Here is a 26,202-nt window from a genome sequence, read left to right on the forward strand (position 1 = left end):
GTCCGCTCACCACGCCGGGGTGCGTCCGGCGCCCCGGGGGCGCGTGTCCGGCGCGGGGCTCGACGGTTCCTCGGTGAGCGGCCGGGCCGTGGCCATGCCCGCCAGCAGGCCCGCACCCACCGACACCGCGGTGAAGCTGAGCGCGTTGCCGAACGCGGCGATGACCGCGACCGCCGTCAGGGCCGCGCCCGCGGTGAGCGCCACCGGGGTCGGGCGCGGGCTGCGCCACAACGCGTACAGCACCCAGGCGAACGCCGCCGCCAGCAGGGCCACACCCACGATCCCCTGTTCGGCCGCCTGCTGGAGGGGGGCCGAGTGGGGCTTGCCGTCGGACAGCAGTGACTGCGCGGACGTCGTGCTCAGCTCCCCGAAGCGCCCCGGGCCGGCACCCAGGGCGGCGTCGTCGCGCAGCAGATGCCAGGCGTCCTGCCAGAGCTGCACCCGGTGCGGTGTCAGCCGCTCCTCCAGGGCTGCCGCGAGCCCGCCCGGTACGGCCCGTGCCGCGACCGCCCACGTCAGGCCGGTCACCAGGACGGCGACCGCGCCCAGTGCGGCGAGGCCCGCGCCGCGGTGACGGGTGCGGCCGGCGGCCAGCGAGCACAACAGCACCGCGAATGAAGCGACGCATCCGGTGGCCGAGCCGAGCGCGGCCGCCAGCACCGCGGCGCCGGCAGCCGCCAGCCGCAGGGTGAACCGCACGGCCGGAACGCGAGCGGCCCAGGCCGCGCAGCACGCGGCACCGGCCGACAGGGTCAGCACGGCAGCCGTCGCCCCTGCATGCCCCAGAGGTGTGGTGATCTGCGGGCCCGGCGCGAGGTGCGGCACGGCCACGGTCAGCCCGATACCCGCCAGAGCCCCGGCGCAGGGCGCGCCGACGGGCAGCAGCGCCCCGCCGATCCGCCCGGCGGCGTAACCGGCCGCGACGGCCAGCACCGCGAGCAGCACACCCTCGGGCCGGCCGTCGTGCATCGCCGCCGTGATCAGGGACCAGCCGGCGCAGGCCCCCAGCACCATGACGCCGGCCGCGTCCACAACGATTCGTCTGTCACCGTCCGCGTCCTGCCCGGACGCGGACGTCAGCCCACTGGAACCCACCCCGCCCCGCCCCCCGCGCCGCGTCGCCCCCGACCTGTGAAGACCCCGGCCGCACGGGCCGCCACCGGCAGCGCGACTGAGGCTTCGGCACACCGTAGCCGCTGGTGGACGGTTTGTGGATGTGTCGTGACGAAATGAGCAGGAACGTTGCAGCAGACGCGCGGCGAGGCCGGGACGCCGCCACCTCGTGGACCGCGCTGTCGGCGTCAAGGTCGCTCGCCTTACACTCCGGGAGTGACCGTCACCGCAACCTCCGTCGGCGAGTCGGACCAGCTGGAACCGCGGACCGCGCCCGGGGCGCGGACGTGGGCCCGGCGGCTCGTGCGCCTCCTCCCGGCCGCCGCAGCCGCGCTGTCCGGCCTGCTCCTCTACGTCAGCTTCCCGCCCCGCACCCTGTGGTGGCTGGCCCTGCCGGCCTTCGCGGTCTTCGGCTGGGTGCTGCGCGGCCGCGGCTGGAAGGCGGGGCTCGGCCTCGGCTACCTCTTCGGGCTCGGTTTCCTGCTGCCGCTGCTGGTGTGGACCGGAGTGGAGGTCGGACCCGGCCCCTGGCTCGCCCTGGTGGCGATCGAGGCGATCTTCGTCGCGCTGGTCGGCGCGGGAGTCACCGCCGTGTCGAAGCTGCCCGGATGGCCGGTGTGGGCGGCCGCCGTGTGGATCGCAGGCGAGGCGGCACGCGCGCGCGTGCCGTTCGAGGGCTTCCCCTGGGGGAAGGTCGCGTTCGGGCAGGCGGACGGTGTGTTCCTGCCGCTCGCCGCTGTGGGAGGCACCCCGGTGCTCGGCTTCGCGGTCGTGCTGTGCGGCTTCGGGCTGTACGAGGTCGCCCGCCTGGCTGTGGTGTGGCGGCGCACCGGCACGGTGCGCAGGGCTGCGGCGGCCGTGGGCCTGCTGAGCCTGGCCGTCCCGGTCATCGGCGCCGTCGCCGCCCGGCCGCTGGTCAGCGACAAGGCCGAGGACGGCAGCGTCACCGTCGGCGTGGTCCAGGGCAATGTGCCGCGGGCGGGCCTCGACTTCAACTCCCAGCGGCGGGCCGTTCTGGACTACCACGCGCGCGAGACCGAACGCCTGGCCGCGGAGATCAAGGCCGGCAAGGTCGCGAGGCCCGACTTCGTGCTGTGGCCGGAGAACTCCTCCGACATCGACCCCTTCGCCAACCCCGACGCCCGCGCCGTGATCGACACGGCGGCCAAGGCCGTCGGCGTGCCCATCTCGGTCGGCGGCGTCGTGGAGCGGGACGGCAAGCTCTACAACGAGCAGATCCTCTGGGACCCGGCGAAGGGCCCCGTCGACACCTACGACAAGCGCCAGATCCAGCCGTTCGGCGAGTACCTCCCGCTGCGCTCGCTCATCGGCGCGATCAACGAGAACTGGACGGCGATGGTCCGCCAGGACTTCAGCCGAGGCACCAAGCCGGGCGTGTTCACCATGGACGGCGCCAAGGTCGGTCTCGTCACCTGCTACGAGGCCGCCTTCGACTGGACCGTCCGCTCCGAGGTCACCGACGGCGCCCAGATGATCTCCGTGCCGAGCAACAACGCCACCTTCGACCGCAGCGAGATGACCTACCAGCAGCTCGCCATGTCCCGCGTCCGCGCGGTCGAGCACAGCCGGACCGTGGTGGTGCCGGTGACCAGCGGTGTCAGCGCGATCATCATGCCGGACGGGAAGATCACGCAGAAGACTGGCATGTTCGTCGCCGACTCACTCGTGCAGAAGGTGCCGCTGCGCTCCTCGCAGACCCCCGCCACACAGCTCGGCATCCTGCCGGAGATCGCCCTCGTGCTGGTCGCGGCCGGCGGACTCGGCTGGGCTGTCGGGGCCGGTCTGCGCGGGCGACGCGCCGGTGACGCGTAGCCGTACGCCGGTCGCACGCCTCCTGAAACCCGCCGGGGCGCCGCATCCCGCCCCTTAGGGTCGGGCCATGGCTACTCCCGACTTCATCCGTACCCTCCGCGCCTCGGCCGGTCACCAGCTGCTCTGGCTCCCCGGAGTCACCGCCCTCGTCTTCGACGACGAGGGCAGAGTGCTGCTCAACCGCCGGTCCGACACCCGCAAGTGGTCCGTGATCGGCGGCATCCCGGAACCGGGGGAGCAGCCGGCGGCCTGCGCCGTGCGGGAGGTCTACGAGGAGACAGCCGTACGCTGTGTCGCTGAACGGGTCGTCCTCGTCCAGGCCCTGGAACCCGTCACCTACGGCAACGGTGACATCTGCCAGTACATGGACATCACCATCCGCTGCCGGGCCGTCGGCGGCGAGGCACGGGTCAACGACGACGAGTCGCTGGACGTGGGCTGGTTCGACATCGACGCCCTGCCCGGGCTGGACGAGTTCGGGCTGTTCCGGATCAAGCAGGCTCTGTCGGACGCCCCCACATGGTTCGACCCCACTGAATCCGGCTGAACTGTAGGGCGTGACCACATGGGGCGCGCCCATGGTGCTGCCTAGGGTCGAGGCATGACCGCGTCCCGTGTCCTTCCGGCTCCCCACGCCTTGCCGCTCGACCTCGGCGGCCGCACCGCGCTCGTCACCGGCGCCGCCGGCGGCATCGGCCGCGCCTGCGTGCTGCGGCTCGCGGCCGCCGGGGCGAAGGTGAGAGCGGTCGACCGGGACGCCGCGGGCCTGGAGGCGCTCGCCGGACAGGGTCGCGACCTCGCGGGCACCGTGGAACCGCACGTCCTCGACCTCACCGACCTGGACGCCGCCGAACTCACCGCCGCGGGCACCGACGTCCTCGTCAACAACGCCGGGCTCCAGCTCGTGCGCCCCATCGAGGAGTTCCCGCCCGACGTCTTCCACACGGTGCTCACCGTGATGCTGGAGGCACCCTTCCGGCTCATCCGCGGTGCCCTGCCCCACATGTACGGACAGGGATGGGGCCGCATCGTGAATGTGTCGTCCGTCCACGGGCTGCGCGCCTCGGCCTACAAGTCGGCCTATGTGGCCGCCAAACACGGGCTGGAGGGACTCTCCAAGACCACCGCCCTCGAAGGCGCCTCCCACGGTGTCACCTCCAACTGTGTGAACCCGGCCTATGTGCGCACCCCACTGGTCGAGAAACAGCTCGCCGACCAGGCCCGGGCGCACGGCATCCCCGAGGAGCGCGTCCTGTCCGAGGTGCTGCTCCAGGACAGCGCCGTCAAGCGGCTCATCGAACCGGAGGAGGTCGCCGAGGCCGTGGCGTATCTGTGCGGTCCGCAGGCGTCCTACATGACCGGTACCTCACTCGTGCTCGACGGCGGCTGGACCGCCCACTGAGCCTCCGGCCCCGTCCGCCCGGGAGTTGTCCACAGGGCTGACGGGACGGCCCGGTCATGGTGAATCCTGTGAACATGTCCAGCGATCACGTGCAGTCAGCCGAGCGCTCCGCCGGCCTCGCCGAACCGCCACCGGCCGGCGCGGAGACGCCGTTTCTCGAGCTCCTGGCCCGGGGCGCGTCCGCCGACGCCTACGAGCAGCCGGTGCTGCTCGCGCGCGCCGAAGGGCGGCCGGCGGAGTGGATCGCCGCGCTCCAGCGGGCCAAGCCGCTCGCCCTGCGCGTCCGCTCGGAGCTGGAGGGACGGCGCCGCCGCGAGGCCGAGCTGTCCGCACTGTTCGAGACCGCCCACGACCTCGCCGGGCTGCGCGACCTCGACGCCGTACTCCAGGCGATCGTGCAGCGCGCCCGGTCGCTGCTGGGCACGGACGTCGCCTACCTCAGTCTCAACGACCCGGCGAGGGGCGACACCTACATGCGGGTCACCGAGGGCTCGGTCGCGGCCCGGTTCCAGCAGCTGCGGCTCGGCATGGGGGAGGGTCTCGGCGGCCTGGTCGCACAGACCGCGCGTCCCTATGTCACCGACGACTACTTCAAGGACGACCGCTTCCAGCACACCCTCACCATCGACGCCGGCGTGCGGGACGAGGGGCTCGTGGCCATCCTCGGCGTGCCGCTCACGCTCGGGCATCACGTCATCGGCGTGCTGTTCGCCGCGGACCGCCGCGCCCGGGTCTTCGAGCGGGAGCAGATCGCCCTGCTGGGCTCCTTCGCCGCCCTCGCCGCGGCCGCCATCGACACCGCCAACCTGCTGGCCGAGACCCGGTCGGCCCTCGCCGACCTGGAGCGGGCCAACGAGATCATCCAGGACCGCAGCGGTGTCATCGAACGCGCCTCCGACGTACACGACCGACTCGCCGAACTCGTCCTGCGCGGCGGCGGGGTCCACGACGTGGCCGCCGCCGTCGCCGAAGTCCTCGACGGCACGGTCGAGTTCACCGAGGCCGCCGCGGCACCGGCCGAGGCCCTGGAGGCGTCCCGCGCGGAGGGTCACGCCGTGCGGCACGAGGACGACTGGATCGCCGCCGTCGCAGCCGGCGGGGAACTGCTCGGCGCGCTCGTGCTGCGCGGTCACCCGGGGCTCGACCCCGTCGACCAGCGCACCCTGGAGCGCGCCGCCATGGTCACGTCCCTGCTGCTCCTGGCCCGCCGGTCCGCGGCCGAGGCCGAACAACGCGTGCGCGGCGAACTCCTGGACGACCTGCTCGACGCCCGCGACCGCGACCCGCGCCTGCTGCGGGAGCGCGCTGCCCGCCTGCACGCCGACCTCGACGCGCTCCACGTCGTGCTGGCCGCACGCCTGGAGGGCGACGCGCCCGACGCCGACCAGGAGGCGGACGCCCGCAGACGCCTGGCCGCCGCCGCGTCCCACCTCGCCGCGACCCGGCACGGGCTGGCCGCGGCACGCGACGGCGGCACCGTCCTGCTGCTGCCCCTCGGCCCCGGCGACACCGCCACCGAACTGGCCCGCAGTGCCGCCCGGCACCTGGGCACAGCGGTCCACGCCCCGGTCACCGTCGGCGCCTCCGCACCCGCCGAGAACCTCGCCGCCCGCCCCGACGCCGTGGCCACGGCCTACGCCGAGGCCCGGCGCTGCCTCGACGCCCTGCGGCTCCTCGGCCGCTCCGGGGACGGGGCCGCCGCCGAGGACTTCGGCTTCCTCGGGCTGCTCCTGGCCGGTGACCGGGACATCCCCGGCTTCGTCGACCGCACCATCGGCCAGGTCGTCGCGTACGACCGACGACGCGGCACGGAACTGCTGCGCACCCTCGACGCGTACTTCGCCTGCGGTATGAGCCCGGCCCGCACCAAGGACGAGCTGCACGTCCATGTGAACACGGTCGCCCAGCGCCTGGAGCGCGTCGGGCGTCTCCTCGGCGACGACTGGCAGAGTCCGGCCCGCGCCCTGGAGATCCAACTCGCCCTGCGCCTGCACCGGTTGTCGGCGCCGGCACGGCACTGACCCCGTGCGCGGTCCCCGGGGGCGGGGACGGACGCACGGGGGCCGGTGCCGGGATGTGTCAGAGGGTCCGGGCGTCCGCCGCAGGTTCCGCGGTCCGGCCCGCGTCGGCCGGAGCAGCGACGTCGGCCAGATCCCGGTGGCGGGTCTCCTTGGCCGCCGCCACCGCGATCACCGTGAGCACGGCGGCGGCGATGACGTACAGGGCGATCGGCGTCGAGCTGCCGTAGTCGGACAGCAGCGCGGTGGCGATCAGCGGCGCGGGCGCACCCGCCGCGACCGAGGCGAACTGGGCGCCGATGGACGCTCCGGAGTAGCGCATCCGCGTCGCGAACATCTCGGAGAAGAACGCGGCCTGGGGCGCGTACATCGCACCGTGCAGCATCAGCCCCACCGTGACGGCGAGGAGCAGGTTGCCGAAGCCGCCGGTGTCGATCAGCGAGAAGAACGGGAACATCCACAGCCCGACCCCGACCGCACCGATCAGATACACGGGACGGCGGTCGATCCGGTCGGAGAGCGCTCCCCACGCCGGGATGGCGGCGAAGTGCACGGCCGAAGCGATCAGTACGGCGTTGAGCGCGGTCTGCTTGGAGACACCGGCCGAGGTGGTGGCGTAGACGAGGATGAACGCCGTGATGACGTAGTAGCTGATGTTCTCCGCCATGCGCGCGCCCATCGCGACCAGGACGTCACGCCAGTGATGCCGCAGCACGGCGACGAGCGGCAGCTTCTCGGCCTCCGTGGCCCGGTCCGCCTTGCGTGCCTCGGCCTGCGCCAACGCCTGCTTGAAGACGGGCGATTCATCGACAGACAGACGAATCCACAAACCGACGATCACCAGCACCCCGGAGAGCAGGAACGGGATCCGCCAGCCCCAGCTGCCGAACGCGGCGTCCGACAGTACGGCGGTCAGCAGGGACAGCACACCGGTGGCGAGGAGCTGCCCCGCCGGTGCGCCGGTCTGCGGCCACGAAGCCCAGAACCCACGCCGCCGCGCGTCCCCGTGCTCCGACACCAGCAGCACGGCACCGCCCCATTCGCCGCCGAGCGCGAACCCCTGCACCAGCCGGAGCACGGTGAGCAGGACCGGCGCTGCCGACCCGATGGTGGCGTGTGTGGGCAGCAGCCCGATCGCGAAGGTCGCCCCGCCCATCAGCAGCAGACTCAGCACCAGCAGCTTCTTGCGCCCGAGCCGGTCACCGTAGTGCCCGAACACCAGCGCACCCAGCGGCCGGGCGGCGAACCCGACCGCGTACGTCAGGAACGACAGCAGCGTGCCGACGAGCGGGTCGGAGTCCGGGAAGAACAGCTTGTTGAACACGAGCGCGGCGGCGGAGCCGTAGAGGAAGAAGTCGTACCACTCGATGGTGGTGCCGATGAGGCTGGCGGCGACGATGCGCTTGAGGTTGCCGGCGGGTGGGGGAGCGGTGGTTCCGGAGGCCATGTGCGCCACTTCCTCGTGTGCGGTGGGGACGGGTACGTGTCGGCACACGGTAGAAACATGCAGGTCAGGCGCACATGTGGTGGGGCAACATAGTTCGGGGGTTGGCTATGCGTGTGGCCACCATGCCGGCTCGCGGAAGGGCGGTTCAGGGGCCCCGAGGCGGGCAGAACGCATGCTGTCCGGGACGCGCTGTTCGGGACGATTTGACGGTGCGGTGCTGACTCCCGTGCTGACTACGCTCCGTTGAACTCGGACATCTGGGGTTCATCGGCTCAGAGTCGTTGTGTGGTAGGTGACGGCGCTCTTGTCGTCGGTGAGTGCGATCACCAGCAGGCCATGGTGTTTGTGCTTGCCGGAATAGCTCTTCCGGTCCGCTGTTCCGGTGGGGCGCCGGGTGCGGATCAGGAGCCGTCCAGCAGTACTGCTCCGCCACCCGTTCGGGCGATCTTCTTCAGTGCGCGACGCGGGGCACGGTCGGCGAGCAGGCCGACGACCTCCCGTACCCAGCGGGTGACGGTGGCGCGGTGGATGCCGCTGCCGCCGGCCACGTCACCGGGCCGCTGGTCACAGCGCAGTACCGCCAGCACGATGCCGGCGAGGCAGCGCCCGCCACCTGGAGCCGATCTTCTTCAGATGGCCGCGTATCAGGGCGGCGAGCCAGTTCAGTGTGGCACTCGACAGCGGCAGGCGGGCGGTGTAGGCAAGGCCGTCAAGGCCCTCGACAAGATGGTTGTTTTTCTTCACACCAAACTCAACTGCCGCCGGGGGACCACTGGTTACGCCCTTTGCCGCCCTCGGCTCGGTGCTGCGCCTTGGTCCCCTCATCGATGCGGATCGCGGCCGGTGACGGCCGCAGGCGATCAGCCACTGCTGGGCCGGCGCGATCAACGAGAGCCGCTGGGAGCCGTACCGGAAGAGCCTGGCGCCGCAGGGCCAGGTGATGAGGACGGCGAGCAGCTGCGGTGAGCCTGGGATGTCCCAGGTCATGGTGCCGTCTTGCAGGAGCAAGTCGCCTTTCGGAACGGGTGTTTCGAGGGACGCGACCGCATGGACAGTGGCGCTGTGAGCCGCTGGGCGTACGGCGTGTTCATCAAGAGGGATGGCCGTCGCCTGCTTGCCCGCGTTCGGATGGTGATGTGTCCGCTGAGGGGGGGGGGGGGGGGGCCGCGACGGGATGGTGTCCGGCCGAGTAGTTCCTGCCGACAGCCGGACGGCCGCTATCGTCTCCGGACACGATGTGGAGCGGGAGGTCACGGGTGCGGGAGACGTTGCTCGCGGCGGTCCGGGCGCGGACCGCGCAGGCGATCGAGACCGATGATTCTCGGCCGGTGCTGGCCCCGGATGCCATGCAGGAGGCGGACGCCTTGCTGGCGCGGGTGCTGGGGCCGGCGGTGGATCCTGATGAACCCGTCGATCTGGAGGCGCTGCACGCGCTCGGCTGGCTGTACTGGCAGCGTGTCCAGATGCTGCCGGTCGGCGAGTGGGACGACGATCTGCAGCTGGCCCTGATGGTGCTGGAGCCGGTGTACGCCGCTGATCCCGAGGCCGTGCCGGAGCTGTTGCGCACCTTCTACGAGGAGGAGACGCCGCCGGGCAGTGGGCCTCAGGGCGGTGACCAGGCCGAGCGTGGTAGTCCGGCCGACTACACCGGCCAAGGGGGCCTGCTGTACGAGTGGTACGAGCGCACCGGTGACCTCGATGCGCTGCAGGCAGCCGTCCGCGTGTTCCGGGCGACCCTGGCCGCTGTCCCGGACGAGCACCCCAAGCGGGGTATATGCCTGTCCAACCTGCACACCGCGGTGTCCTCGCTGGCCGAGCGGACCGGAGACATGGACGCGGTGCGGGAGACGGTCAACGTGGGGCGGGCCATGCTGGAGGCCACTGCCGATGACGATCCCGAGTACGTCGACCGCGTCAACGAGGTCGGACTCGCGCTTGAGTCCGTGTTCGAGCACACCGGGGACATGGAGATGCTGCGGGAGGCGGTGCGGCTGGCGCGGGACACAGTGACGGCGACTCCGGACGACGGTCTCAGCCGGGCGGTGTACTTGACGAACCTCGGCAGGAGGTTGCACAAGCTGTTCGAGCACACCGGGGAAGCGGAGGCGCTGCGCGAGGCGGTCGCCGCCGGACGGTCAGCGGTCGCCACCCTGCCGGCGGACGATCCTGAACGGGCCACCTGCCTGTCCAACCTCGGGACCGTGCTGCGCCTCTCATTCGGTGAAACGGGCGATCTGGCCACACTCCACGAGGCAGTTGCCGTCACGCGGGCTGCGGTGGAGGCCACCGCGGACGATGACCCCGGCCGTGCCGGACCCCTGACGAATCTCAACGGTGTGCTGGAAGTGCTGTACGAGCACACCGGGGATGTCGACGCGGTGCGCGAGGCGGTCACCGTCGGTCGCGCCGCCGTGGCCGCCACCCCCGCCGGCCACCCCGACCACCCGATGGCTCTGGCCAACCTCGGCGTGAGCCTGCGCGAGCTGTTCGAGCACACCGGAGACGTGGATCTGCTGCACGAAGCGGCCGCTGCCCACCGGGCCGCCGTCGCCGCCACCCCCGACCGGCATCTCAAGCGGGCCAGCCGTCTCACCAACCTCGGGAACACACTCCTCGCGGTGTACGACCGGACCGGTGACCTGAAGACCTTGCGGGAAGTCCTCGCCGCCGGCCGGGACGCCGTCGCGGAGATCCCCGAGGACCACCCGCTGTGGGCCGGAAGCCTGTCCAATCTCGGCATCGGTCTCCTTGCTCTGTTCGATAAGACCGGTGATGTGAACGCGTTGCGCCAGGCCGTCGCAGCCGGCCGTGCCGCCCTGGCGGCCACCCCGGCCGACCACCCACTGCACGCCCGATACCTGTCCAACCTCGGGGTCACTCTGAGCCTGCTGTCCGACGAGACCGGTGATGCGGACGCGTTGCGCGAGGCCGTCGCAGCCAGCCGTGCGGCGGTCGCGGTGACCCCCGACGCCGACTACCTGACCGGCCTGGCGGCGGCACTGCGCAAGACATTCGAACAAACCGGGGATCAGGAGTCCCTCTCGCAGGCCCGGGCCGCACTGGCTCGCGCGGCCGAGTCACCCACCGCCGCCGTCACCGACCGGATCAGGGCCGGGCGACTGCAGGCACAGGCCGACGCGCTGGCCGGCGACCATTCCGCTGCCCTGGCCGCGATGGAAACGGTGGTGAGCCTGCTGCCACAGGTGGCCTCCCGCGAACTGCGCCGCGCCGACCGCGCCCACCGACTCGGCGAGGTGGCCGGCATCGGCGCGGGTGCCGCGGCGGCCGCGCTCCGCGTCGGCCGGGCCGACCGAGCCGTGGAACTCCTTGAACAGGCCCGCGGGCTGCTGCTGGCCGAGACCATGGACGCCCGCACCGATCAAGCCCGGCTGCGGGCGCACGCCCCCGACCTCGCCGACCAGTTCACCCACCTCCGTGACCACCTGGCGTACCTGGAGACCGCCCCGTCCCCGGGCGGCAGCGGGCTGCTCGCCGACGCGCCCGACCTCGACCGTGCCCGCCGGCTGGCCGACCAGCGACGCGAAGCCGCGGCCGAATGGAACACGCTGCTCGATCGCATCCGCGCCCGCCCCCGCCTCGCCGACTTCCTGACCCCGCCCCCCGTCGACCGGCTGCGACCGCAGGCCGAGCCCGGGCCGATCGTCATCGTCAGCACCGACGCCGGCCGCTGCGACGCCTTGGTCCTGACCGCCGACTCCGACAAACCGGTACGGCACATACCGCTGACCGACCTCACCCAGGACACCGTCTACAAGCAAGCGGTCCGCTTCTTCAACGCCCGCCGGGCAGCCGTGACCGCCACCAACCGCGCCGAACGCAAGGACGCCCAGGCCGTCCTGCACGAGATCCTCGCCTGGCTGTGGGACACCACCACTGGGCCGATCCTGGCCGACCTCGGGTACACCCGCACACCCGAGCCGGGCCGGCCGTGGCCACGACTGTGGTGGTGCCCCGTCGGCGGGATGACGCTCCTGCCACTGCACGCCGCCGGCCACCACCAGGACATCACCACCGGCGCCCCGCAGCCGCGCACCGTGCTGGATCGCGTGGCCTCCTCGTACACGGCAACCATCCGTGCCCTCGCCTACGCCCGCCAGGCACCCGCATCCCCCGCCCCCACCACACAACGGGGGCCGGCGGTGATCGTCGCGATGCCTGACACACCAGGCGCCCCCTCACTGCCCGGTGCAAGCCACGAAACCCGCCGGCTCACCAGCCTGCTCCCGGGAGCGACCGTTCTGCGCGGGCACCGCGCCACACACGACGCCGTCACCGCCGCCCTGCCCCGCCATGCGGTGGCCCACTTCTCCTGCCACGGCGTCAGCGAATGGACGTCCCCCGACACCAGCCGACTGCTCCTGCACGACCACACCAGCCATCCGCTCACCGTCACCGCCGTCTCCCGACTGCACCTCACCCATGCCGACCTCGCCTACCTGTCCGCCTGCAGCACCACCGACACCCATCCCACCCTTGCCGACGAAGCCGTGCACATCACTGCCGCGTTCCAACTCGCCGGCTACCGCAACGTCATCGGCACCCTGTGGCCCATCGACGACCACACCGCCACCCGCATCGCAGTCGACGTCTACACCCGCCTCACCGACCACGGCACCCATCCACCCCACACCAGCCGAACCGCTCTCGCTCTGCACCACGCCATTCGCCGCATCAGAACCGACTACCTGGCCACTCCCACCCTCTGGGCCGCCCATATCCACACCGGCACATAGAACCGCCCACACAACACCTCGGAACAAGTCGATCACCAGGCAGTGAGCGCGCAGCCCCCGTAACCAGGTCCGCCCGTCCGCGCACGCTCCATGAGCGAATGCCAACTCCCCAAGACCTGGGCGTTTCACCGCAATCCGATGGTCGGACACAGCGCCACGCGGAAGGGAGGCGCCTCGTTAGACTCTCGGAACTCTTCGGTCAGGCGTGCTGCAAGGGCAGACGGCATGGGAGGACAGACGATGACCGTGGCATCGGACGACGCCGCAGAGCGCACTGCGGAGGGGATAGCCGCCGTGTGCGCACATGTGGAGGAGATCCGCGCCGACCTGCGCGACGGTTCGCACGGGGACGCCGGCCCGCTGGAGCGCGTGCTGGCCGCCGCGCGCGCCGGCGAGGACATCGCCGACCTGCTCGACGCCCTACACATCGCCCTCCAGGCCGACGGCGATGCCCTGGGCCTCAACGGCTACGCCGATGGTGGTGGCGCCGGGACGCGCGGCATACGGGCGGCCGGCATCAGCGCCGCCGACCCGGGTGAGACGGTGTACCTGTGCCCGGGCGGCCGGTGCGTGCGGTACTGGTGGCCGAGTGGTGACACGCCCGTCCCCCGGTGCGCGATCAGCGGTGACGTCCTGCGCCGGGATTGGCTGTAGTAAGTGGTCACCGGCTTCCTGTCGGAGTTCGGAAAGAAGCTCGCCGAGCGGTGGTTCTCACTGCTCGTGCTACCTGGCGCACTGTTCATGGCCGTCGTCGCCGCGGCCCGCACCCTCGGCCATGCCCACCCCGCCGACCTACCCCGCCTCGGTGACCAGGTCACCGCCTGGGCCAGCACCCCGGCCGCGCGCAGTATCGGAGGCCAGGTCGTGCTGCTGGCCGCCGGCCTGGCCGCAGCAGCGGTGGCCGGGCTCGCCGCGCAGGGGCTGGGCGTCCTGGTCGAACGGTTGACCCTGGCCGCTGACTGGCGCGACTGGCCCGGCCCTCTGCGGCATGCCACCGGCCGCCTCGTCGCCCGCCGCCGGCGCCGCTGGAACTCCGCCGCCACGCGGTGGCACCAGCTGAGGGAGGAAGCCGCCCGAGCACGAGCCCGGAGCCAGCGCGCCGACCCCGCCGCGCGCCGCGCCGCGTACCGGGCCATGACGCGCATCGCCCCGGAGGCCCCCGACCGGTTCACCTGGTGCGGCGACCGGCTCAACGCCGTGGCCGTCCGCCTGGAACGGGACCTGCACGTCGATGCGTCCGTCTGCTGGCCCCACCTGTGGCTGATCCTGCCGGACGCCACCCGCACGGAGATCACCGCCGCCCGCCAAGCCCTCACCCGCGCCACCACGCTCACCGCCTGGGCAGCGCTGTACCTGCCGCTGGTCTGGTGGTGGTGGCCCGCCGCGGCTGTCAGCGGCGCCCTCGGCCTCACGGGCTGGCGCCGTACCCGTGCTGCGACCGACACCTACGCCGTGCTGCTGGAGGCCGCCACCCGCATCCACACCCGTGAACTCGCCGACCACCTTGGTCTGGACACCGCCACTTCGCCGACGGACATCGGCGACGCCCTCACCCGCCACCTCGCAGGCCAGCCCCAGCCGCCGTCTCCACCACCCGCCCACGGACAACCGTGACGCGACCGTCGGCCAGGAACGCGGCTCAGGAGCCGGTGTTGAGGGGAGAGAGGCCCAATACAGTTGCTGGTGTGCGTAGGCGTCAGGAGAGACTGCTTTCGTGCACTGCTGCCTGCCGCCGAACCGCTGAACGCGGTGTCGGACATTCAGCGAGACCACCGTTGTCGTCATCACCGCGAAGTCCGCCGGGCGCAGGGTCTTTGGCCTCGCCACCGCAGGCGTCCGTCTCGCTTGACCTCTTGCGCGTCAGTCCGGCAGCCAGTGCAGCTCGTGCGCCAGTGTTTTGGCGACGGCACGGATGCGGCGGTGGAGTGGCGACTGCTCGCGTGGGAGGACCAGGTGGATCGCCAGGCTGGGCGCGCCTCGCAGCGGTCGCCATGTGAGACCGGCCGGTTGCACCGTGGCGGCGGCTTCTCCGGCCGGGGCGAGGGTGACCCCGTCGCGCAGGTCGCGCTGAGACATGTCGAAAGAGACTGCGGGCGTGTGGAATCGGGGGTGTGGTCGGGTGTCTCGGAACAGGGCGGACAGCTGATCGTGGATCACGGGGTTGGCCGCACGGTCCGGGAGTCGCAGCGGATACGCGGCCGCGTCGGCGATCTCGATCTCCGGGTGTTCGGCCAGCGGATGGTGCTGCGCCAGCTGGACCCCGATGCGCGCGCGCCGCAGCAGGAACCGGCGCACGTCACGGCCCGGCTGTTCACCGCGGGTGATCCCGGCATCGATGCGGCCGTCGGCGACCGCGGGGGATATCTCCGGTGTCGCCATCGGGACCGCGCCGACCTCGAGTCCGCTGTTGCCGCGAATCAGCCTGTCCACCAGGGCCGGTACCGTCTCGGCCCCGGTGCTGAGGCTGTATCCGATGCGCAGCGTGCCCAGTTCACCCGCCGCCGCGCTCCGGGCGGTGTCCCATGCCCGGTCCAGCGCCGCCAGCGCGGGCGGCGCGGACTCCGCCAAAGCCGCACCGGCCGTGGTCAATACGACGCTACGCGTGTTGCGGACCAGCAGGGCCGTACCGAGCTCCGCCTCCAATCGGCGCATCCGGGCGCTGAGTGCGGGCTGTGCGATACCGATCCGTGCGGCCGCGCGGGTGAAGTTCAACTCCTGCGCCAGCACCAGGAAGTACCGCAGGCTCACCGTATCCGGCGCCACGTGCCCTCCCTGCCGATTGATAACGATCCGTTCTGACTCTATCCCGTACCGGTCTTTCCCTCGACCGCATATCAAGCCCTAACCTGCGCATACGGCGATTCAACTGACCGCAGTACTCGTCGCCGGGATCGATCGATCTGAGTGTCAATTCGAAGTCGGACGTGTCCGGCCGAACACAGGAGGTTTCCATGGCTAAGGGCTACTGGGTCAGTGTCTACCCCGCCATTTCCGACCCTGAGGGGCTGACTGCCTACGACGAGCTGGCCGGTCCGGCTGTCCAGGCTGGGGGCGGGCGCGTCCTGTCCCGGATCCCGTCCCATGGCGGTCGAGTCGTCGCCCACGAGGCCGGAATCACGCAACGCGTCGTTCTGATCGAGTTCGACAGCTTTGAACAGGCCGTCGCGGCATACGAGAGCGAGGCATACCAGAAGGCGCTGGTGGCCCTCCCCGACGGCGTCGAGCGCGACTTCCGCATCATCGACGGCATCGACTGACCGGCGGGCCCAGCCATCGCTGAGCACCCGTCACTTCGACGAAACTGCTGGTGGTGGCCTTGCCGATCTTGTTGGTGCTGAGGTGGATCCCGCGTCAGGGGATCTGATCAGCAGCAACGGCCGATGTGAACGTGTACGACCATCGAACCGAGTCGTGCCGCATCCGGCGTGCCCAGAACCACGAGACGAACGAGGCCCGACGGCAAGCCGTCGGTCCTCTGGTCAGCTGTCCCACAGCTCAGCACGCCCTGCAGCTCGTCAGCCGCCGAGAGTCCCCATGCACGTCATGCACCGGCTCGTCGCCCGCAGCTGCGCGTTCCCCCCAGTGGCGATGGCTGGGCTGCTATCGCTGATACGGTCCCAATCTCCGGGGGACGGATCGAGGATCCAACCCCACTTCGGAGGCCGCACCTCGTCTTCCGCCATGTGATCGCAGGCGCCTGGAACGTGCGCCTTACCATTCTGTTTGATCAAGATGGCGTTGCCGGGGAACCGCCGCCACTCCTGTCGAACACGCCTTTCCTCCGGGTGTGCCTTGGGCACGCTGCCATCAGCAGGGCAGGCGCACCCCATGCCGATGATGTTGTCGCATCGCTCGCAGCGCATCTCTTTCATGTGACCAAGTGTCACAGCAGCGCCCTCATGATGTCAGGCGGCGCGATTCACATGGCGGACCATCCACATCAGCAGGGCGTCCAGGTCGGCGGCGGCCGTGAGGACCCGGTCGACCGCTTCGGGGGTGTGCAGCCACTCCTCACAGCCGAGGGGACGGGCGGCGATCAGCGAACGGTGGCGCAGCAGGTCCGTACGGGAGTGGTCCGTCGGAAAGCCACGCGGGGGGCGTTTCATCACGTCCCCGGAGATGTCGTAGCCCTTCTTCCGTACGTCCTCGACGATGGCGGACAGCTCGCGGCCGCTCCCCTCGGAGGCCACGGCTTTGCGGAACATGTCCACCTGGCCGGGATCGGGGTACCACCAGGCGCCCTGGATCCGCAGGCCGTCCAGGTCGAACCGGAGACCGATCTCGATCTTGCGGCCGAGCCGGATCACCGCGCTCTGGTGCTGCCACCACCATGAGTTGGTGCGGTAGTGCCAGACGGAGAAGTCCTCGTACCGGGGGTCGGTGTCCGCGACGTCGTTGAGCAGGGCGATCATCGGTTGCCGGACCAGGCGTTCGCGGTCCGCGCGGTAGCGCTCGCGGGTCGCGTGGGTCGGTTCGCCCTGGAGATGCCACAACACGTCCATGGCCTGCTCCGGCCAGCCGGTGAACTGTCCGCGCATGCGCAGAGGGTAGCTCAGGCGTGATCCGCGCGCGGGGAAAGTGAGACGAGCAGGGAGACGTAGACATGGGGCGGAGCGGTATGTGACGCACCGATCGTCGTCTCGGTGCATCGAGGGAAGCTGTCATGGGCATGTATTTGGGCGTTTGCCCCCTCCCCCACGAGGAGTGAGCGCCTGATGAGCGCCCCCACCACGGCACCCATCCCCACCCCCACGGCCCCCGGCGGACTGCCGCTGATCGGGCACGGACTCCGCCTCGTCCGCGACCCCCTGCCGTTCATCACCTCGCTGCGCGAATACGGCAGTGTGGTGCGCATACGCATCGGCCCCACACCCGCCTACGTGGTCACGGACCCCGCACTGACCCGCCAGGTCCTGGTGACCGACGCCGCCCAGTTCCCCAAGGGCGGCAGGTACTACGACGCGCTGCGGGTCTTCCTCGGCGACGGAGTCGCGACCGTCGCCGACGGCGACATTCATCTGCGCAACCGCCGTCTGATGCAGCCCATGTTCAGCAGGGCGCATATCGCCGAGCGCGGCAACGCCATGATCGATCAGGTGCGGACGATGGTCGGCGCCTGGCCCGCGGCCGAGCCGCGCGACATGTTCGCCGGCATGAACGAGATCACCCTGGCCACGTTCCTCGTCGCCGTGTTCGGCGCGGACCTGCCCGCACACCTGGAGGGCGAGTTCACCGCCCTCATGCCCGAAATCATGAAAGGGACGATTCGGCAGGTCATCCTTCCGCCCTGGATCATGCGGCTGCCGCTGCCCGCCAACCGCGCGCACGCCGACCGTGTCGCCCGCCTGCGCGCCCTCATCGACCAGGCCATCGACCATCACATCGACGTCACCGCACCCGGATCCGCTGCGGCGGACAGTGGATCCGGCGCCGAGGCATGCCCGCATGCGTCCGAGGCGCGCCGGGAGGAGAGGGGTCTGTTCGAGACCCTGCTCGGTGTTGAAGACCAACTCGGCCGCCGGCAACTCCAGGACGAGGCCATCACCCTCCTGGCCGGCGCGATCGAGACCACCGGCACGACGCTCGCCTGGGCGCTGTACGAGATCGCCGGCAATCCCGCCGTCGAACGACGCCTGCGCGAGGAACTGGCCTCGGTGTGCGGGGACCGGCCGTTGCGCTACGACGACATCGACCAACTCCCGTACGCCCGACGGGTTCTGCAGGAGGCCATCAGAAAGTATGGACCGTCCTGGATGGTGACGCGGACCGCCGCCCGCGACATCGTCCTCGGCGGACACCTCATACCCGAGGGCGCCGATGTCGTGTGGAGTCCCTATCTGCACCAGCACGACTCCTCCTTTTTCCCCGACCCGGACACCTTCGATCCGGACCGTTGGGAGGCAGACCGCGTCGCGGCCACCCGAGGGTCCTTTCTCGCCTTCGGCGACGGCCGACGCAAGTGCATCGGAGAGAACTTCGCGTGGGTTGAGCTGCAGATCATCCTCGCGACGGTCCTCCAAATCTGGCCCCGGTTCAAGGTGACCTCCCGTCCACCGCGTGCCCAGGCCGTCATCACAGTGAAACCCGACGCCTTGGCCGTGGAGTTCCATTCGGACTCGGCCGGCTGACGGGTCGGTCGAGCAGCCCGCATGCGCGGGGCGGCCCTCCGTTTGCCAAAGCCGGGCAGCGGCCGTTGACCTGCGGCACGACCTGCCGCCCACGGGCGGGGCATCGCGGCCGTGGGCGGTGCGGCGGCAGCGTCGCGCTCGGAAGTGCCGGGCAAGAGGCAGGCGGCCGGTCAGTTCTCCTGGAGCACGGAGAGGACGTTTCCGGCGGGGTCGGTGAACCACGCGATCGCGGCAGGGCCGCCGTTGCCGACCCGGACGATGCCCTTCGCGTCGTGATCGAATTCCGAGTAGCGCTCCATGGTCACGCCGCGCCGGTCCAGTTCGTCGACGGCGGACTCGATGTCGTCCACGGGGAAGTTGAGGATCGTGAACGTGGCAGGGGTGTGCGTCTCCTTGGGGTAGACGAAGACCTGCGCGCCGCTGCCGAGCTTGATCGTCAGCATCCGCATGTCCCCCTCCCCGGACTCCTCCACCTGGAGACCGAGCGTCTCACCGTAGAACCGGCGGGCTTCGCCGAGGTCGTCGACCGCGAAGCCACTGAACGCCTGGGACTGTCCGAACATGCCGTGTGTCTCCTTCGTGCGTGAGCCGTCCTGACACTTCAGGGCACACCACACGCGCCCCAGCCGTGCGCACGCCACGCGGACAGCGTCCGGATGGTCGCCCTCCTTCACCCCCGAGACCGTGAAGACGCGGGGCAGGAGTCCTGCCGCGCCGCCGTCACCTGGCGTTCCCGGCCTTGCGGGCCATGAGGGTGACGAGGTCGAACAGCACGGTCGCGGCGGCGATCGAGGTGATCTCGGCGTGGTCGTAGGCGGGAGCCACCTCCACCACGTCGCCGCCCACGATGTTCAGCCCGGTCAACCCGCGCAGGACCCGCAGGAGTTCCCGGCTGGTCAGGCCGCCGGACTCGGGCGTACCCGTGCCCGGTGCGAAGGCCGGGTCGAGGACGTCGATGTCGACGGACAGGTAGACCGGGAGGTCGTCCACCCGTTCGGTGATCGCCTGGATCGCACCGGCCGTGCCGAGCAGGTCGATGTCGCCGGCGCGGATCGTACGGAAGCCGAGCCGCTTGTCCGCGTCGAGGTCCGCCCGGTCGTAGACGGGGCCGCGGATGCCCACATGGATGGAGTGGTCCTCGATGAGCAGGCCCTCTTCGAACGCTCGGCGGAACACCGTGCCGTGGGTGGTCGGCGCGTGGAAGTAGGTGTCCCAGGTGTCCAGGTGCGCGTCGAAGTGCACCAGGGCGACGGGACCGTGCGCGGCCACCGCCGTCCGCAGCATCGGCAGCGCGATCGTGTGGTCGCCGCCGATCGCCAGGACCCGGCGTCCGCCGCGCGCCACGTCCCGGGCGTGGTCGGTGATCTGGCCGAGGGCCGTGTCGATCGAGTACGGGGTCACCGGGACGTCACCGGCGTCAACGACCTGGAGGGCGGTGAACGGCGAGATGCCCAGCTCCACGTGGTACTCCGGGCGCAGGTGCCGGGACGCCTGACGGACCGCCATCGGGCCGAACCGGGCACCGGGCCGGTAGGACGTGCCGCTGTCGAACGGTACGCCCAGGACGGCGACGTCGTAGTCGCCGACCCGGTCGATCTCCGGCACCCGGGCGAAGCTTCCGCTTCCGGCGAAGCGCGGAACGGCCGTGCCGTCCACGGGGCGTACCGGGTCACGGGACGGGTCGGACATGGGAGGTTCCTCTTCCGGGTTCCGGGAGTGTTCAGGCACGGGCGCGGGTGGAGCCGCCGTTGGGCTGGAGGATCTGGCCGGTGATCGCGCCCGCGCCGGGGGAGGCCAGGAAGGCGACGGTTGCCGCGATGTCGGCGGGCTCGGCCAGCCGGCCGACGGGCATCAACCGCCGGTAGCGGGCCCGCAGCTCCTCCAGCGTCACGCCGGCGTCGGCGGCGTCCACCCTGAGCTGGTCGGTGTCCACGTACGACGGGGCGACGCAGTTCGTGCGGATCCCCTGGGGGCCCAGTTCGCGGGCCAGTCCCTTGGCCAGGGCGATCAGTCCGGCCTTCGAGGCGGCGTAGGCGGTGGCGTTGCGCTGCCCGATCACGCCCCACTCCGAGGCGATGACCACGATCCGGCCGTGGCCGAGGGCCCGCATGCCGGGCAGGACGGCCTGGACGACCCGGAAGTGCCCGGACAGGTTCACGTCGATCTGGTGCCACCAGTCCTCGGGTTTCTGGTCGAGGAACGGGCCCATCGACATCGTGGCGGCGTTGGCCACCAGAACCTCCACCGGGCCGGCCAGCCGCTGGAGCCGGTCCAGCATGGTGGCCACCGCGGCCGGGTCGGCGATGTCGGCGGGCGCGGCGATGCCGCCGATGCTGTCGGCCAGTTCGGACAGCCGCCCGTCGTCGGTGACGTCGTTCACGGCCACGGTGTGACCGTCGGCGGCCAGCCGCAGCGCGCAGGCCCGGCCGATGCCCTGGGCGGCCCCGGTGACCAGGGCGATGCCGCTGTGCCCGGAGGGTGCAGCCGATGTCACGTCAGATCACCGCCCCGGCGTTCGGTGACAGCACGTCCCCGCAGTACATGCGGCCCTCGGTGGCCAGGTGGAGCACCGTGTACGCGACCTCGGCCGGGGTCACCAGCCGCCCGAGCGGCAGCGTGGCCAGGTAGGCCGGATCGCGCCAAGCAGAGTCCGGGGCCAGCAGCGGGGTGTCGGTGGGGCCGGGGGCGACGATGTTGACCCGGATCCCCGAGTCGGCCACCTCCAGCGCCAGCGACTTGGCGAAGCCGAGCACCGCGCCCTTGGCGGCCACGTAGTGCAGGTCGCCGGTGCTGCCCCCGAGGGCCAGCTCGGAGGAGATCACCACCACGGTGCCCGTGCCCGCGGCGAGAAGGTGCGGCAGGGCGGCGGCGCAGGTGTTGACCGTGCCGCCCAGGGCGACGGCGAGCATGCGGTTCCACTGGTCGGTGGTGATGTCGCCGACGTCGATGCCATCCTCGTAGTACCCGGCGGCGGTCACCACCAGGTCCAGCCGGCCGAACCGACCGGCCGCGCGGTCGACGGCGTCCGCGACGGCGCGGCGGTCGGCCACGTCGGCGAGGAGCGGCAGATCCGTGGGGGAGGGGCGGAGATCCAGCCCGGCGGTGCGCCAGCCCGCCTCGCGCAGCACCTCGGCGGTCGCGGCGCCGATACCGCCGGCGGCGCCGGTGATCAGGGCGACCGGAGTGCTCATGCTCCGCCCTCGTCGAGCGCCACCGAGCGGAGGGCGGGGGCCGCCGGTGCCGCGCGACCGGGCCGGAACGCCCACCGGCTCACCAGCACGCCGATCACTCCCAGCACGCCGGTCATGATCAGCAGTCCCCAGTCGAGGTACCACACTCCGTTCAGGGCGCGCGGCCAGGCGATGTTCACCGACTCGAAGACCACCCATGCCCCGGCCGCGAAGGTCACCGGCGTGCCCCACCGGCCCATGGACACCTCGCCGGGCTCCCAGGTGCCGCGCAGCCGGACGTAGACCGCGCCGAGCACGGGCAGCGCGTAGGAGAGGTAGAACCCGGCGTTGGCGAAGGAGAGCAGCAGGGCGTAGATCTTCGACGCGCTGATGAAGAGCAGGGATCCGGCGACGACCACGGTCAGCGCGATCGCGTTCCGCGGCACCCGCTCGGTCCCGGACAGGGTGCCCAGCAGCCGGGAGCCGGGGATGACCCTGTCCCGGGCGCAGGCCCAGATGGACCGGCTCACCGCCGCCTGCACCGCCATCAGGCTGGCGGTGAAACCGACGACCAGGGCGATGAGCAGTGCCTTGCCGGTCGAGGAGCCTAGCCGCGCCTGCAGGGTGGTGGACACCGGGTCCGCGTCCTTCCCGCTCAGTACGGCCGCGATGTCCGGCATGGCCAGCAGGATGCCGAGGCTGGCGAACATGACGAGCAGGCCGACGGCCGCCAGGGCCAGCGGCATGGCCTTGGGCAGCACCCGCCGGGACTCCTTGACCTCCTCGGCGATGGAGCCGGCCGACTCGAATCCGACGAAGGACCAGCCCGCCATGGCGACCGCGCCGAGGAACGGCCCGAAGAGCCACTGCGCGCCGTGTGCGGTGCCGCCGCCGCTCAGCAGGGTCGAGAAGGCGTGCTCCCGGTGCACGAAGAGCAGCACGAGCCCGATGCCCAGGGTGGCGACGAGCTCCGCCGCCAGGCTGCAGTACAGCAGTACCTTCAGGACCCGGCCTCCGATCATGTTGGCGGCCGAGCCGAACAGCAGCACTCCCAGCGCGATCAGCGCCTGCGTCGTACCGCTGACGCCGGTGAGTCCGATCGCCTCGATCAGGAAGCCGGACGCCGCGTAGGACAGGGCCGACAGCGCGAGGGTGAGTCCCCACATGTACGCCCAGTTGGTGAACCATCCGTAGCGGGGACCGATCAGGTGGCGTGCCCACTGGTAGACGCTGCCTTGCAGCGGCCAGCGGGACACCAGCTCGCCGAAGACGCCGGAGACCAGCAGCTGGCCGACGAGGACGACCGGGAACGCCCACCAGAAGGCGGGACCGGCGGTCACGACGCCCAGGGCGAACACGCCGTACAGGCCGACGATGGGGGAGACGTCCGAGAAGGCGAGGGCGAACGCCGATCTCAGGGTGTACTGCTGCTTGAGTTCTTCGCCGACGACGGTGCCGGTTTCGTCGGCGGGCAGGCCCGGCGGGGCGGTGGTGGTGTTCTCAGGCATGACGGTTCCTGTCGAAGGGGCGGCCGGGGGCGGGCCGCCGTGGGCGTACGGACGTACACGACAGGCGCCGTTGCCCGTGGTGGGAGAAGTGGGGGACAGGCGGAACGCACGCGGTCCCGGTGTCAGAGGCGCCGCGGTACCCAGTACGCCTGTTCGGGGATCCGGGGCTGCGGGCACGTGCGCGGGGTGAGGTCCAGGGAGGCGGTGTGGCGGGCGACCTCGGCGACCGTGGTGATCCACAGGCCGGGCAGCTCCTTCATCCGCTCGACGAGCCGCTCCAGCGCCTCGGCGCGCGAGGGGCGGCCGGACAGGAAGGGGTGGCAGGTGAGGACGAAGCAGGCGCCGAGGCGGTGAATGGCCTCCAGCTCCCAGGTCCACATCTGAAGCGCCTTGGCCGGGCTCTCGATCACACCGGAGCCGATGAGCCCGGGCAGGAACGCGTACTGCTCCCAGTCGTCCAGGCCCCAGGAGACGGGTACCTGCACGATGCTGCCCGCCTGCGGCCGTTCGTCCACCGCCAGCCGGTAGGGATGGTCGGCGTCCATGAGGCTGGAGTCGTACAGGAATCCGCGCTCCTCGAGCAGCCGCGGCGTGTGGTAGTTCAGCTCCCACATCGGCGCCCGGTAGCCCACCGGCGTGACGCCCGCCACCTCCTGCAGGGCCTTGATCCCCAGGTCCAGCATGTCGGCCTCGGTCCTGGCGTCCATGCCTACGGTGTTCTCGTGGAAGTAGCTGTGGTGGGCCACTTCGTGACCTGCCTCGGCCACCGACCTGACGGTCGCGGGGTAGCGGTGTGCCGTGTATCCGGGGACGAAGAACGTGGCTTTGAGGCCGTGGCGTTCCAGCATGTCCAGGATCCGGGGCACCCCGACCAGCGGTCCGTACGACTGGTGACTCATCGGGCTCATCCGGTCGACGGACGAGATGTCGGTGCTGAGCACGGCGGCTTCGGCGTCCATGTCGAAGGTGAGGCAGGCGGCCGCGGTGAAGCCTTCGGGCCAGTCGATGGGGCCGGCCGGGGTGTTCACGTCACGCTGGTGGGCATCGGATCGGGTCATCGCCGCACACTCCGCTCGCTTACTGGGTGCGCACAGCATGCGAACGGGACCCGCGGGTCCGCCATGCGACCCGGACGCAGATCTTCCGCCCCGTGTCATACCGGGGTATGAACGGTCAGGCTGCCCGAGCGCCGGTAACAAGGAATTCACGCCGGTCTCATCACCGGAGTGACCGGCGTGCATAGGTTCACCGCCGGAGAAACCGCAGGCCGGGGTCCGGGAGGCGAGGCAGCGATGGCGGTGACCGTGGGCGAACTTCTCGCGATGCCGCACCTGCAGATGTCGCTGCACGCCGGTGCCCGCGGCCTGGACCGCGAGGTCAGCTGGGTGCACCCGTCCGACCTGCCCAACCCCTGGGCGTGGCTCGCCTCGGGCGAGTTGCTGCTGACCAACGGCACGGGTCTGCCTGCCGATCCACCAGGCCAGGCCTCCTTCATCGAGCAGCTCGCCGAGGCGGCTCCCAGCGCCTTCGGCCTGGGCCTGGGCACCGGGGGGCCGCCGCTGACCCGTGCCCTCACCGAGCGGGCCGACGCGCTGTCGCTGCCGGTGGTGTCCGTGCCGTACAGCGTGCCGTTCAGCGCGGTCGCGCGGGCGGTGGCCGATGTCAACGAGCGTGAGGGCGCCCGGCAGCTCGCGAGTGTGGCGCGGCTGTACGCATTGCTGCGGACCTCGATGGCCAGGGGCCTGTCCGGGCCGGAGATGTTCGACAGGCTCGGCCGGGAGCTGGACGCGCGACTGTTCCTGGTCGATCCCGAGACGGGCCTGTCGCTGTTCGACGACGGCCTCGAGACGAGTTTCGCCGACGCGCTGGCCGCCGAGTTCGCGGCCCATTCCCGTGCCATGCCGGGCGTGCTGAGGCTGCGCCGCCGGGAGAGCGACGGCCGGTGGGCCACGGCGCTGGCCGTCGCCGTGCCGGGCGATCAGCCGACGGCGCTGGTCGCCGAGCCGACCGGGGAACAGCCGCCCGGTCTCGGACTGCTGCAGCACGTCGCGACGGTCGGCGCGCTGGAGCTGGCGCAGCTCGCGGCGGACCGGGAAAGCCGCCGTCGCCGGGGCGCCGACCTGCTGCTGCACCTGCTGGAGCGCAGGCTCGATCCGTCGGCAGCCGAGCACCAGTTGGCGGACAGCGGCATCGCACCGGCCGGCTCCGTCTTCGTCCTCACCCCCGCCGCCTGCGACAGCGTCGCCGACGAGGTCCACCGCCGTCTGTCCCGACCACGGGTGCCCCACCTGCTGTTGCGCCGCGACGACAGCCTGCACATCGTGCTGGACGACCGTCCGGAGCTGCTGGAGCAGATCTCGCTGGGCTCCTCGGCGCCGATCGGTGTGAGCGACCGGATCGGTACGGCGGGGCGCGTCGCCGAAGCCCGGCAGGAGGCCCAATGGGCGCTGGGCGCCGCCAAGGCCGAGAACCGGCGTGTGGTCCGGTACGGCGACGAGACCGCGCTGCCGCTGCCCCGTACCCCTGCCGAGGCCCAGGTCCTGGTGTCCAGAGTGCTGGGCGCGCTGATGGCACACGACGCCGAGCACGGCACCGAGTACCTGCATACGCTCCGGGTCGCCCTGCGCAGCAATCGGTCGTGGCGGCTGGCCGCCGACGAACTGCACATCCACAAACAGACCCTCGGCTACCGGCTGCGCAAGATCGAGCAGTTGACCGGCCGCGGGGTCACGCAGACCGATCACATAGCGGAGCTGTGGTTCGCCGTGCGGGCCCACGACCTGGTCCACAGCCGCGGTCCGGTGCGCGGCTGAAGCCGATGGCCTTTGA

General features: G+C 71.4%; 22 protein-coding genes. 10 read left to right on the forward strand and 12 right to left on the reverse strand.

What is annotated here, in order from left to right:
• Window positions 1–6 precede the first annotated feature (6 nt).
• Window positions 7–1,014, reverse strand: a complete 1,008-nt coding sequence (locus tag ACH4G3_RS21230) for an O-antigen ligase family protein (RefSeq protein WP_397626182.1) — start codon at window positions 1,012–1,014, stop codon at window positions 7–9.
• A gap of 315 nt (window positions 1,015–1,329) precedes the next feature.
• Here ACH4G3_RS21230 and lnt point away from each other — a divergent pair, with 315 nt between their 5' ends.
• From lnt to ACH4G3_RS21250, 4 genes are all read left to right on the forward strand, one after another.
• On the forward strand, window positions 1,330–2,946 hold the full coding sequence (lnt, locus tag ACH4G3_RS21235) for an apolipoprotein N-acyltransferase (RefSeq protein ID WP_397625954.1): 1,617 nt from the start codon (window positions 1,330–1,332) through the stop codon (window positions 2,944–2,946).
• A 67-nt stretch (window positions 2,947–3,013) separates the two neighbouring features.
• Window positions 3,014–3,493, forward strand: a complete 480-nt coding sequence (locus tag ACH4G3_RS21240; protein ID WP_397625955.1) for an NUDIX hydrolase — start codon at window positions 3,014–3,016, stop codon at window positions 3,491–3,493.
• A 54-nt stretch (window positions 3,494–3,547) separates the two neighbouring features.
• Complete coding sequence (locus ACH4G3_RS21245) at window positions 3,548–4,348, forward strand: 3-hydroxybutyrate dehydrogenase (RefSeq protein WP_397625956.1); 801 nt, start codon at window positions 3,548–3,550, stop codon at window positions 4,346–4,348.
• A 74-nt stretch (window positions 4,349–4,422) separates the two neighbouring features.
• The gene (locus tag ACH4G3_RS21250; RefSeq protein ID WP_397625957.1) at window positions 4,423–6,369 is read left to right on the forward strand and encodes a helix-turn-helix domain-containing protein; all 1,947 of its coding nucleotides are present in this window, start codon (window positions 4,423–4,425) and stop codon (window positions 6,367–6,369) included.
• 58 nt (window positions 6,370–6,427) lie between these two features.
• On the opposite strand, the gene ACH4G3_RS21255 is transcribed toward ACH4G3_RS21250, so the two are convergent.
• The 3 genes from ACH4G3_RS21255 to ACH4G3_RS21265 form a co-directional block, all read right to left on the reverse strand.
• Window positions 6,428–7,813 carry an MFS transporter gene (locus ACH4G3_RS21255; protein WP_397625958.1) on the reverse strand — a complete coding sequence of 462 codons (1,386 nt, stop codon included), beginning with the start codon at window positions 7,811–7,813 and terminating at the stop codon, window positions 6,428–6,430.
• Between the two features lie 401 nt (window positions 7,814–8,214).
• Window positions 8,215–8,400 carry a helix-turn-helix domain-containing protein gene (locus ACH4G3_RS21260; protein ID WP_397625959.1) on the reverse strand — a complete coding sequence of 62 codons (186 nt, stop codon included), beginning with the start codon at window positions 8,398–8,400 and terminating at the stop codon, window positions 8,215–8,217.
• The gene (locus tag ACH4G3_RS21265; RefSeq protein ID WP_397625960.1) at window positions 8,378–8,800 is read right to left on the reverse strand and encodes a hypothetical protein; all 423 of its coding nucleotides are present in this window, start codon (window positions 8,798–8,800) and stop codon (window positions 8,378–8,380) included. The genes ACH4G3_RS21260 and ACH4G3_RS21265 overlap by 23 nt, the downstream gene beginning before the upstream one ends.
• A 269-nt stretch (window positions 8,801–9,069) precedes the next feature.
• Between ACH4G3_RS21265 and ACH4G3_RS21270 the strand changes: the two genes are divergently transcribed.
• The 3 genes from ACH4G3_RS21270 (at window position 9,070) to ACH4G3_RS21280 (ending at window position 14,181) form a co-directional block, all read left to right on the forward strand.
• Entirely contained in the window at window positions 9,070–12,567 is a 3,498-nt protein-coding gene (locus ACH4G3_RS21270; protein WP_397625961.1) for a CHAT domain-containing protein, read from the forward strand.
• A gap of 240 nt (window positions 12,568–12,807) precedes the next feature.
• On the forward strand, window positions 12,808–13,221 hold the full coding sequence (locus ACH4G3_RS21275; RefSeq protein ID WP_397625962.1) for a hypothetical protein: 414 nt from the start codon (window positions 12,808–12,810) through the stop codon (window positions 13,219–13,221).
• 3 nt (window positions 13,222–13,224) lie between these two features.
• Window positions 13,225–14,181 (forward strand): hypothetical protein, encoded by a 957-nt coding sequence (locus ACH4G3_RS21280; protein WP_397625963.1) that lies wholly within the window; start codon window positions 13,225–13,227, stop codon window positions 14,179–14,181.
• A gap of 246 nt (window positions 14,182–14,427) precedes the next feature.
• On the opposite strand, the gene ACH4G3_RS21285 is transcribed toward ACH4G3_RS21280, so the two are convergent.
• On the reverse strand, window positions 14,428–15,330 hold the full coding sequence (locus ACH4G3_RS21285) for a LysR family transcriptional regulator (RefSeq protein ID WP_397625964.1): 903 nt from the start codon (window positions 15,328–15,330) through the stop codon (window positions 14,428–14,430).
• Window positions 15,331–15,518: 188 nt separating this feature from the next.
• Here ACH4G3_RS21285 and ACH4G3_RS21290 point away from each other — a divergent pair, with 188 nt between their 5' ends.
• A complete protein-coding gene (locus ACH4G3_RS21290) occupies window positions 15,519–15,824 on the forward strand; it encodes a DUF1330 domain-containing protein (RefSeq protein ID WP_397625965.1) in 306 nt (101 codons plus the stop codon).
• 648 nt (window positions 15,825–16,472) lie between these two features.
• Here the strand turns inward: ACH4G3_RS21290 and ACH4G3_RS21295 are convergent.
• On the reverse strand, window positions 16,473–17,105 hold the full coding sequence (locus ACH4G3_RS21295; RefSeq protein ID WP_397625966.1) for a DUF2461 family protein: 633 nt from the start codon (window positions 17,103–17,105) through the stop codon (window positions 16,473–16,475).
• A gap of 177 nt (window positions 17,106–17,282) precedes the next feature.
• On the opposite strand from ACH4G3_RS21295, the gene ACH4G3_RS21300 reads away from it, so the two are divergent.
• Window positions 17,283–18,695: a cytochrome P450 gene (locus tag ACH4G3_RS21300; protein ID WP_397625967.1), complete on the forward strand. Its 1,413-nt coding sequence runs from the start codon at window positions 17,283–17,285 to the stop codon at window positions 18,693–18,695.
• A 170-nt stretch (window positions 18,696–18,865) separates the two neighbouring features.
• On the opposite strand, the gene ACH4G3_RS21305 is transcribed toward ACH4G3_RS21300, so the two are convergent.
• The 6 genes from ACH4G3_RS21305 to ACH4G3_RS21330 all read right to left on the reverse strand — a co-directional run bounded on the left by ACH4G3_RS21305 (window position 18,866) and on the right by ACH4G3_RS21330 (window position 24,431).
• On the reverse strand, window positions 18,866–19,258 hold the full coding sequence (locus ACH4G3_RS21305) for a VOC family protein (protein WP_397625968.1): 393 nt from the start codon (window positions 19,256–19,258) through the stop codon (window positions 18,866–18,868).
• 157 nt (window positions 19,259–19,415) lie between these two features.
• Entirely contained in the window at window positions 19,416–20,384 is a 969-nt protein-coding gene (gene speB / locus ACH4G3_RS21310; RefSeq protein ID WP_397625969.1) for an agmatinase, read from the reverse strand.
• Between the two features lie 31 nt (window positions 20,385–20,415).
• Window positions 20,416–21,189: an SDR family NAD(P)-dependent oxidoreductase gene (locus ACH4G3_RS21315; protein WP_397625970.1), complete on the reverse strand. Its 774-nt coding sequence runs from the start codon at window positions 21,187–21,189 to the stop codon at window positions 20,416–20,418.
• 1 nt (window position 21,190) lies between these two features.
• A complete protein-coding gene (locus tag ACH4G3_RS21320) occupies window positions 21,191–21,886 on the reverse strand; it encodes an SDR family NAD(P)-dependent oxidoreductase (RefSeq protein ID WP_397625971.1) in 696 nt (231 codons plus the stop codon).
• Window positions 21,883–23,373 carry an APC family permease gene (locus ACH4G3_RS21325; protein WP_397625972.1) on the reverse strand — a complete coding sequence of 497 codons (1,491 nt, stop codon included), beginning with the start codon at window positions 23,371–23,373 and terminating at the stop codon, window positions 21,883–21,885. The genes ACH4G3_RS21320 and ACH4G3_RS21325 overlap by 4 nt, the downstream gene beginning before the upstream one ends.
• A gap of 122 nt (window positions 23,374–23,495) precedes the next feature.
• Window positions 23,496–24,431 (reverse strand): polysaccharide deacetylase family protein, encoded by a 936-nt coding sequence (locus ACH4G3_RS21330; RefSeq protein ID WP_397625973.1) that lies wholly within the window; start codon window positions 24,429–24,431, stop codon window positions 23,496–23,498.
• 234 nt (window positions 24,432–24,665) lie between these two features.
• On the opposite strand from ACH4G3_RS21330, the gene ACH4G3_RS21335 reads away from it, so the two are divergent.
• Window positions 24,666–26,186, forward strand: a complete 1,521-nt coding sequence (locus tag ACH4G3_RS21335) for a PucR family transcriptional regulator (protein WP_397625974.1) — start codon at window positions 24,666–24,668, stop codon at window positions 26,184–26,186.
• Window positions 26,187–26,202 lie beyond the last annotated feature (16 nt).

Source organism: Streptomyces afghaniensis, assembly GCF_044327915.1.
Classification (GTDB): domain Bacteria; phylum Actinomycetota; class Actinomycetes; order Streptomycetales; family Streptomycetaceae; genus Streptomyces; species Streptomyces afghaniensis.

Coding starts and splice junctions, on each gene's coding strand:
- ACH4G3_RS21330 (WP_397625973.1), bottom strand. CDS start 24,431: ATGACCCGATCCGATGCCCACCAGCGTGACGTGAACACCCCGGCCGGC.
- ACH4G3_RS21325 (WP_397625972.1), bottom strand. CDS start 23,373: ATGCCTGAGAACACCACCACCGCCCCGCCGGGCCTGCCCGCCGACGAA.
- ACH4G3_RS21305 (WP_397625968.1), bottom strand. CDS start 19,258: ATGTTCGGACAGTCCCAGGCGTTCAGTGGCTTCGCGGTCGACGACCTC.
- ACH4G3_RS21300 (WP_397625967.1), top strand. CDS start 17,283: ATGAGCGCCCCCACCACGGCACCCATCCCCACCCCCACGGCCCCCGGC.
- ACH4G3_RS21335 (WP_397625974.1), top strand. CDS start 24,666: ATGGCGGTGACCGTGGGCGAACTTCTCGCGATGCCGCACCTGCAGATG.
- ACH4G3_RS21265 (WP_397625960.1), bottom strand. CDS start 8,800: ATGACCTGGGACATCCCAGGCTCACCGCAGCTGCTCGCCGTCCTCATC.
- ACH4G3_RS21240 (WP_397625955.1), top strand. CDS start 3,014: ATGGCTACTCCCGACTTCATCCGTACCCTCCGCGCCTCGGCCGGTCAC.
- speB (WP_397625969.1), bottom strand. CDS start 20,384: ATGTCCGACCCGTCCCGTGACCCGGTACGCCCCGTGGACGGCACGGCC.
- ACH4G3_RS21230 (WP_397626182.1), bottom strand. CDS start 1,014: ATGGTGCTGGGGGCCTGCGCCGGCTGGTCCCTGATCACGGCGGCGATG.
- ACH4G3_RS21255 (WP_397625958.1), bottom strand. CDS start 7,813: ATGGCCTCCGGAACCACCGCTCCCCCACCCGCCGGCAACCTCAAGCGC.
- ACH4G3_RS21250 (WP_397625957.1), top strand. CDS start 4,423: ATGTCCAGCGATCACGTGCAGTCAGCCGAGCGCTCCGCCGGCCTCGCC.
- ACH4G3_RS21245 (WP_397625956.1), top strand. CDS start 3,548: ATGACCGCGTCCCGTGTCCTTCCGGCTCCCCACGCCTTGCCGCTCGAC.
- ACH4G3_RS21295 (WP_397625966.1), bottom strand. CDS start 17,105: ATGCGCGGACAGTTCACCGGCTGGCCGGAGCAGGCCATGGACGTGTTG.
- ACH4G3_RS21275 (WP_397625962.1), top strand. CDS start 12,808: ATGACCGTGGCATCGGACGACGCCGCAGAGCGCACTGCGGAGGGGATA.
- ACH4G3_RS21290 (WP_397625965.1), top strand. CDS start 15,519: ATGGCTAAGGGCTACTGGGTCAGTGTCTACCCCGCCATTTCCGACCCT.
- ACH4G3_RS21320 (WP_397625971.1), bottom strand. CDS start 21,886: ATGAGCACTCCGGTCGCCCTGATCACCGGCGCCGCCGGCGGTATCGGC.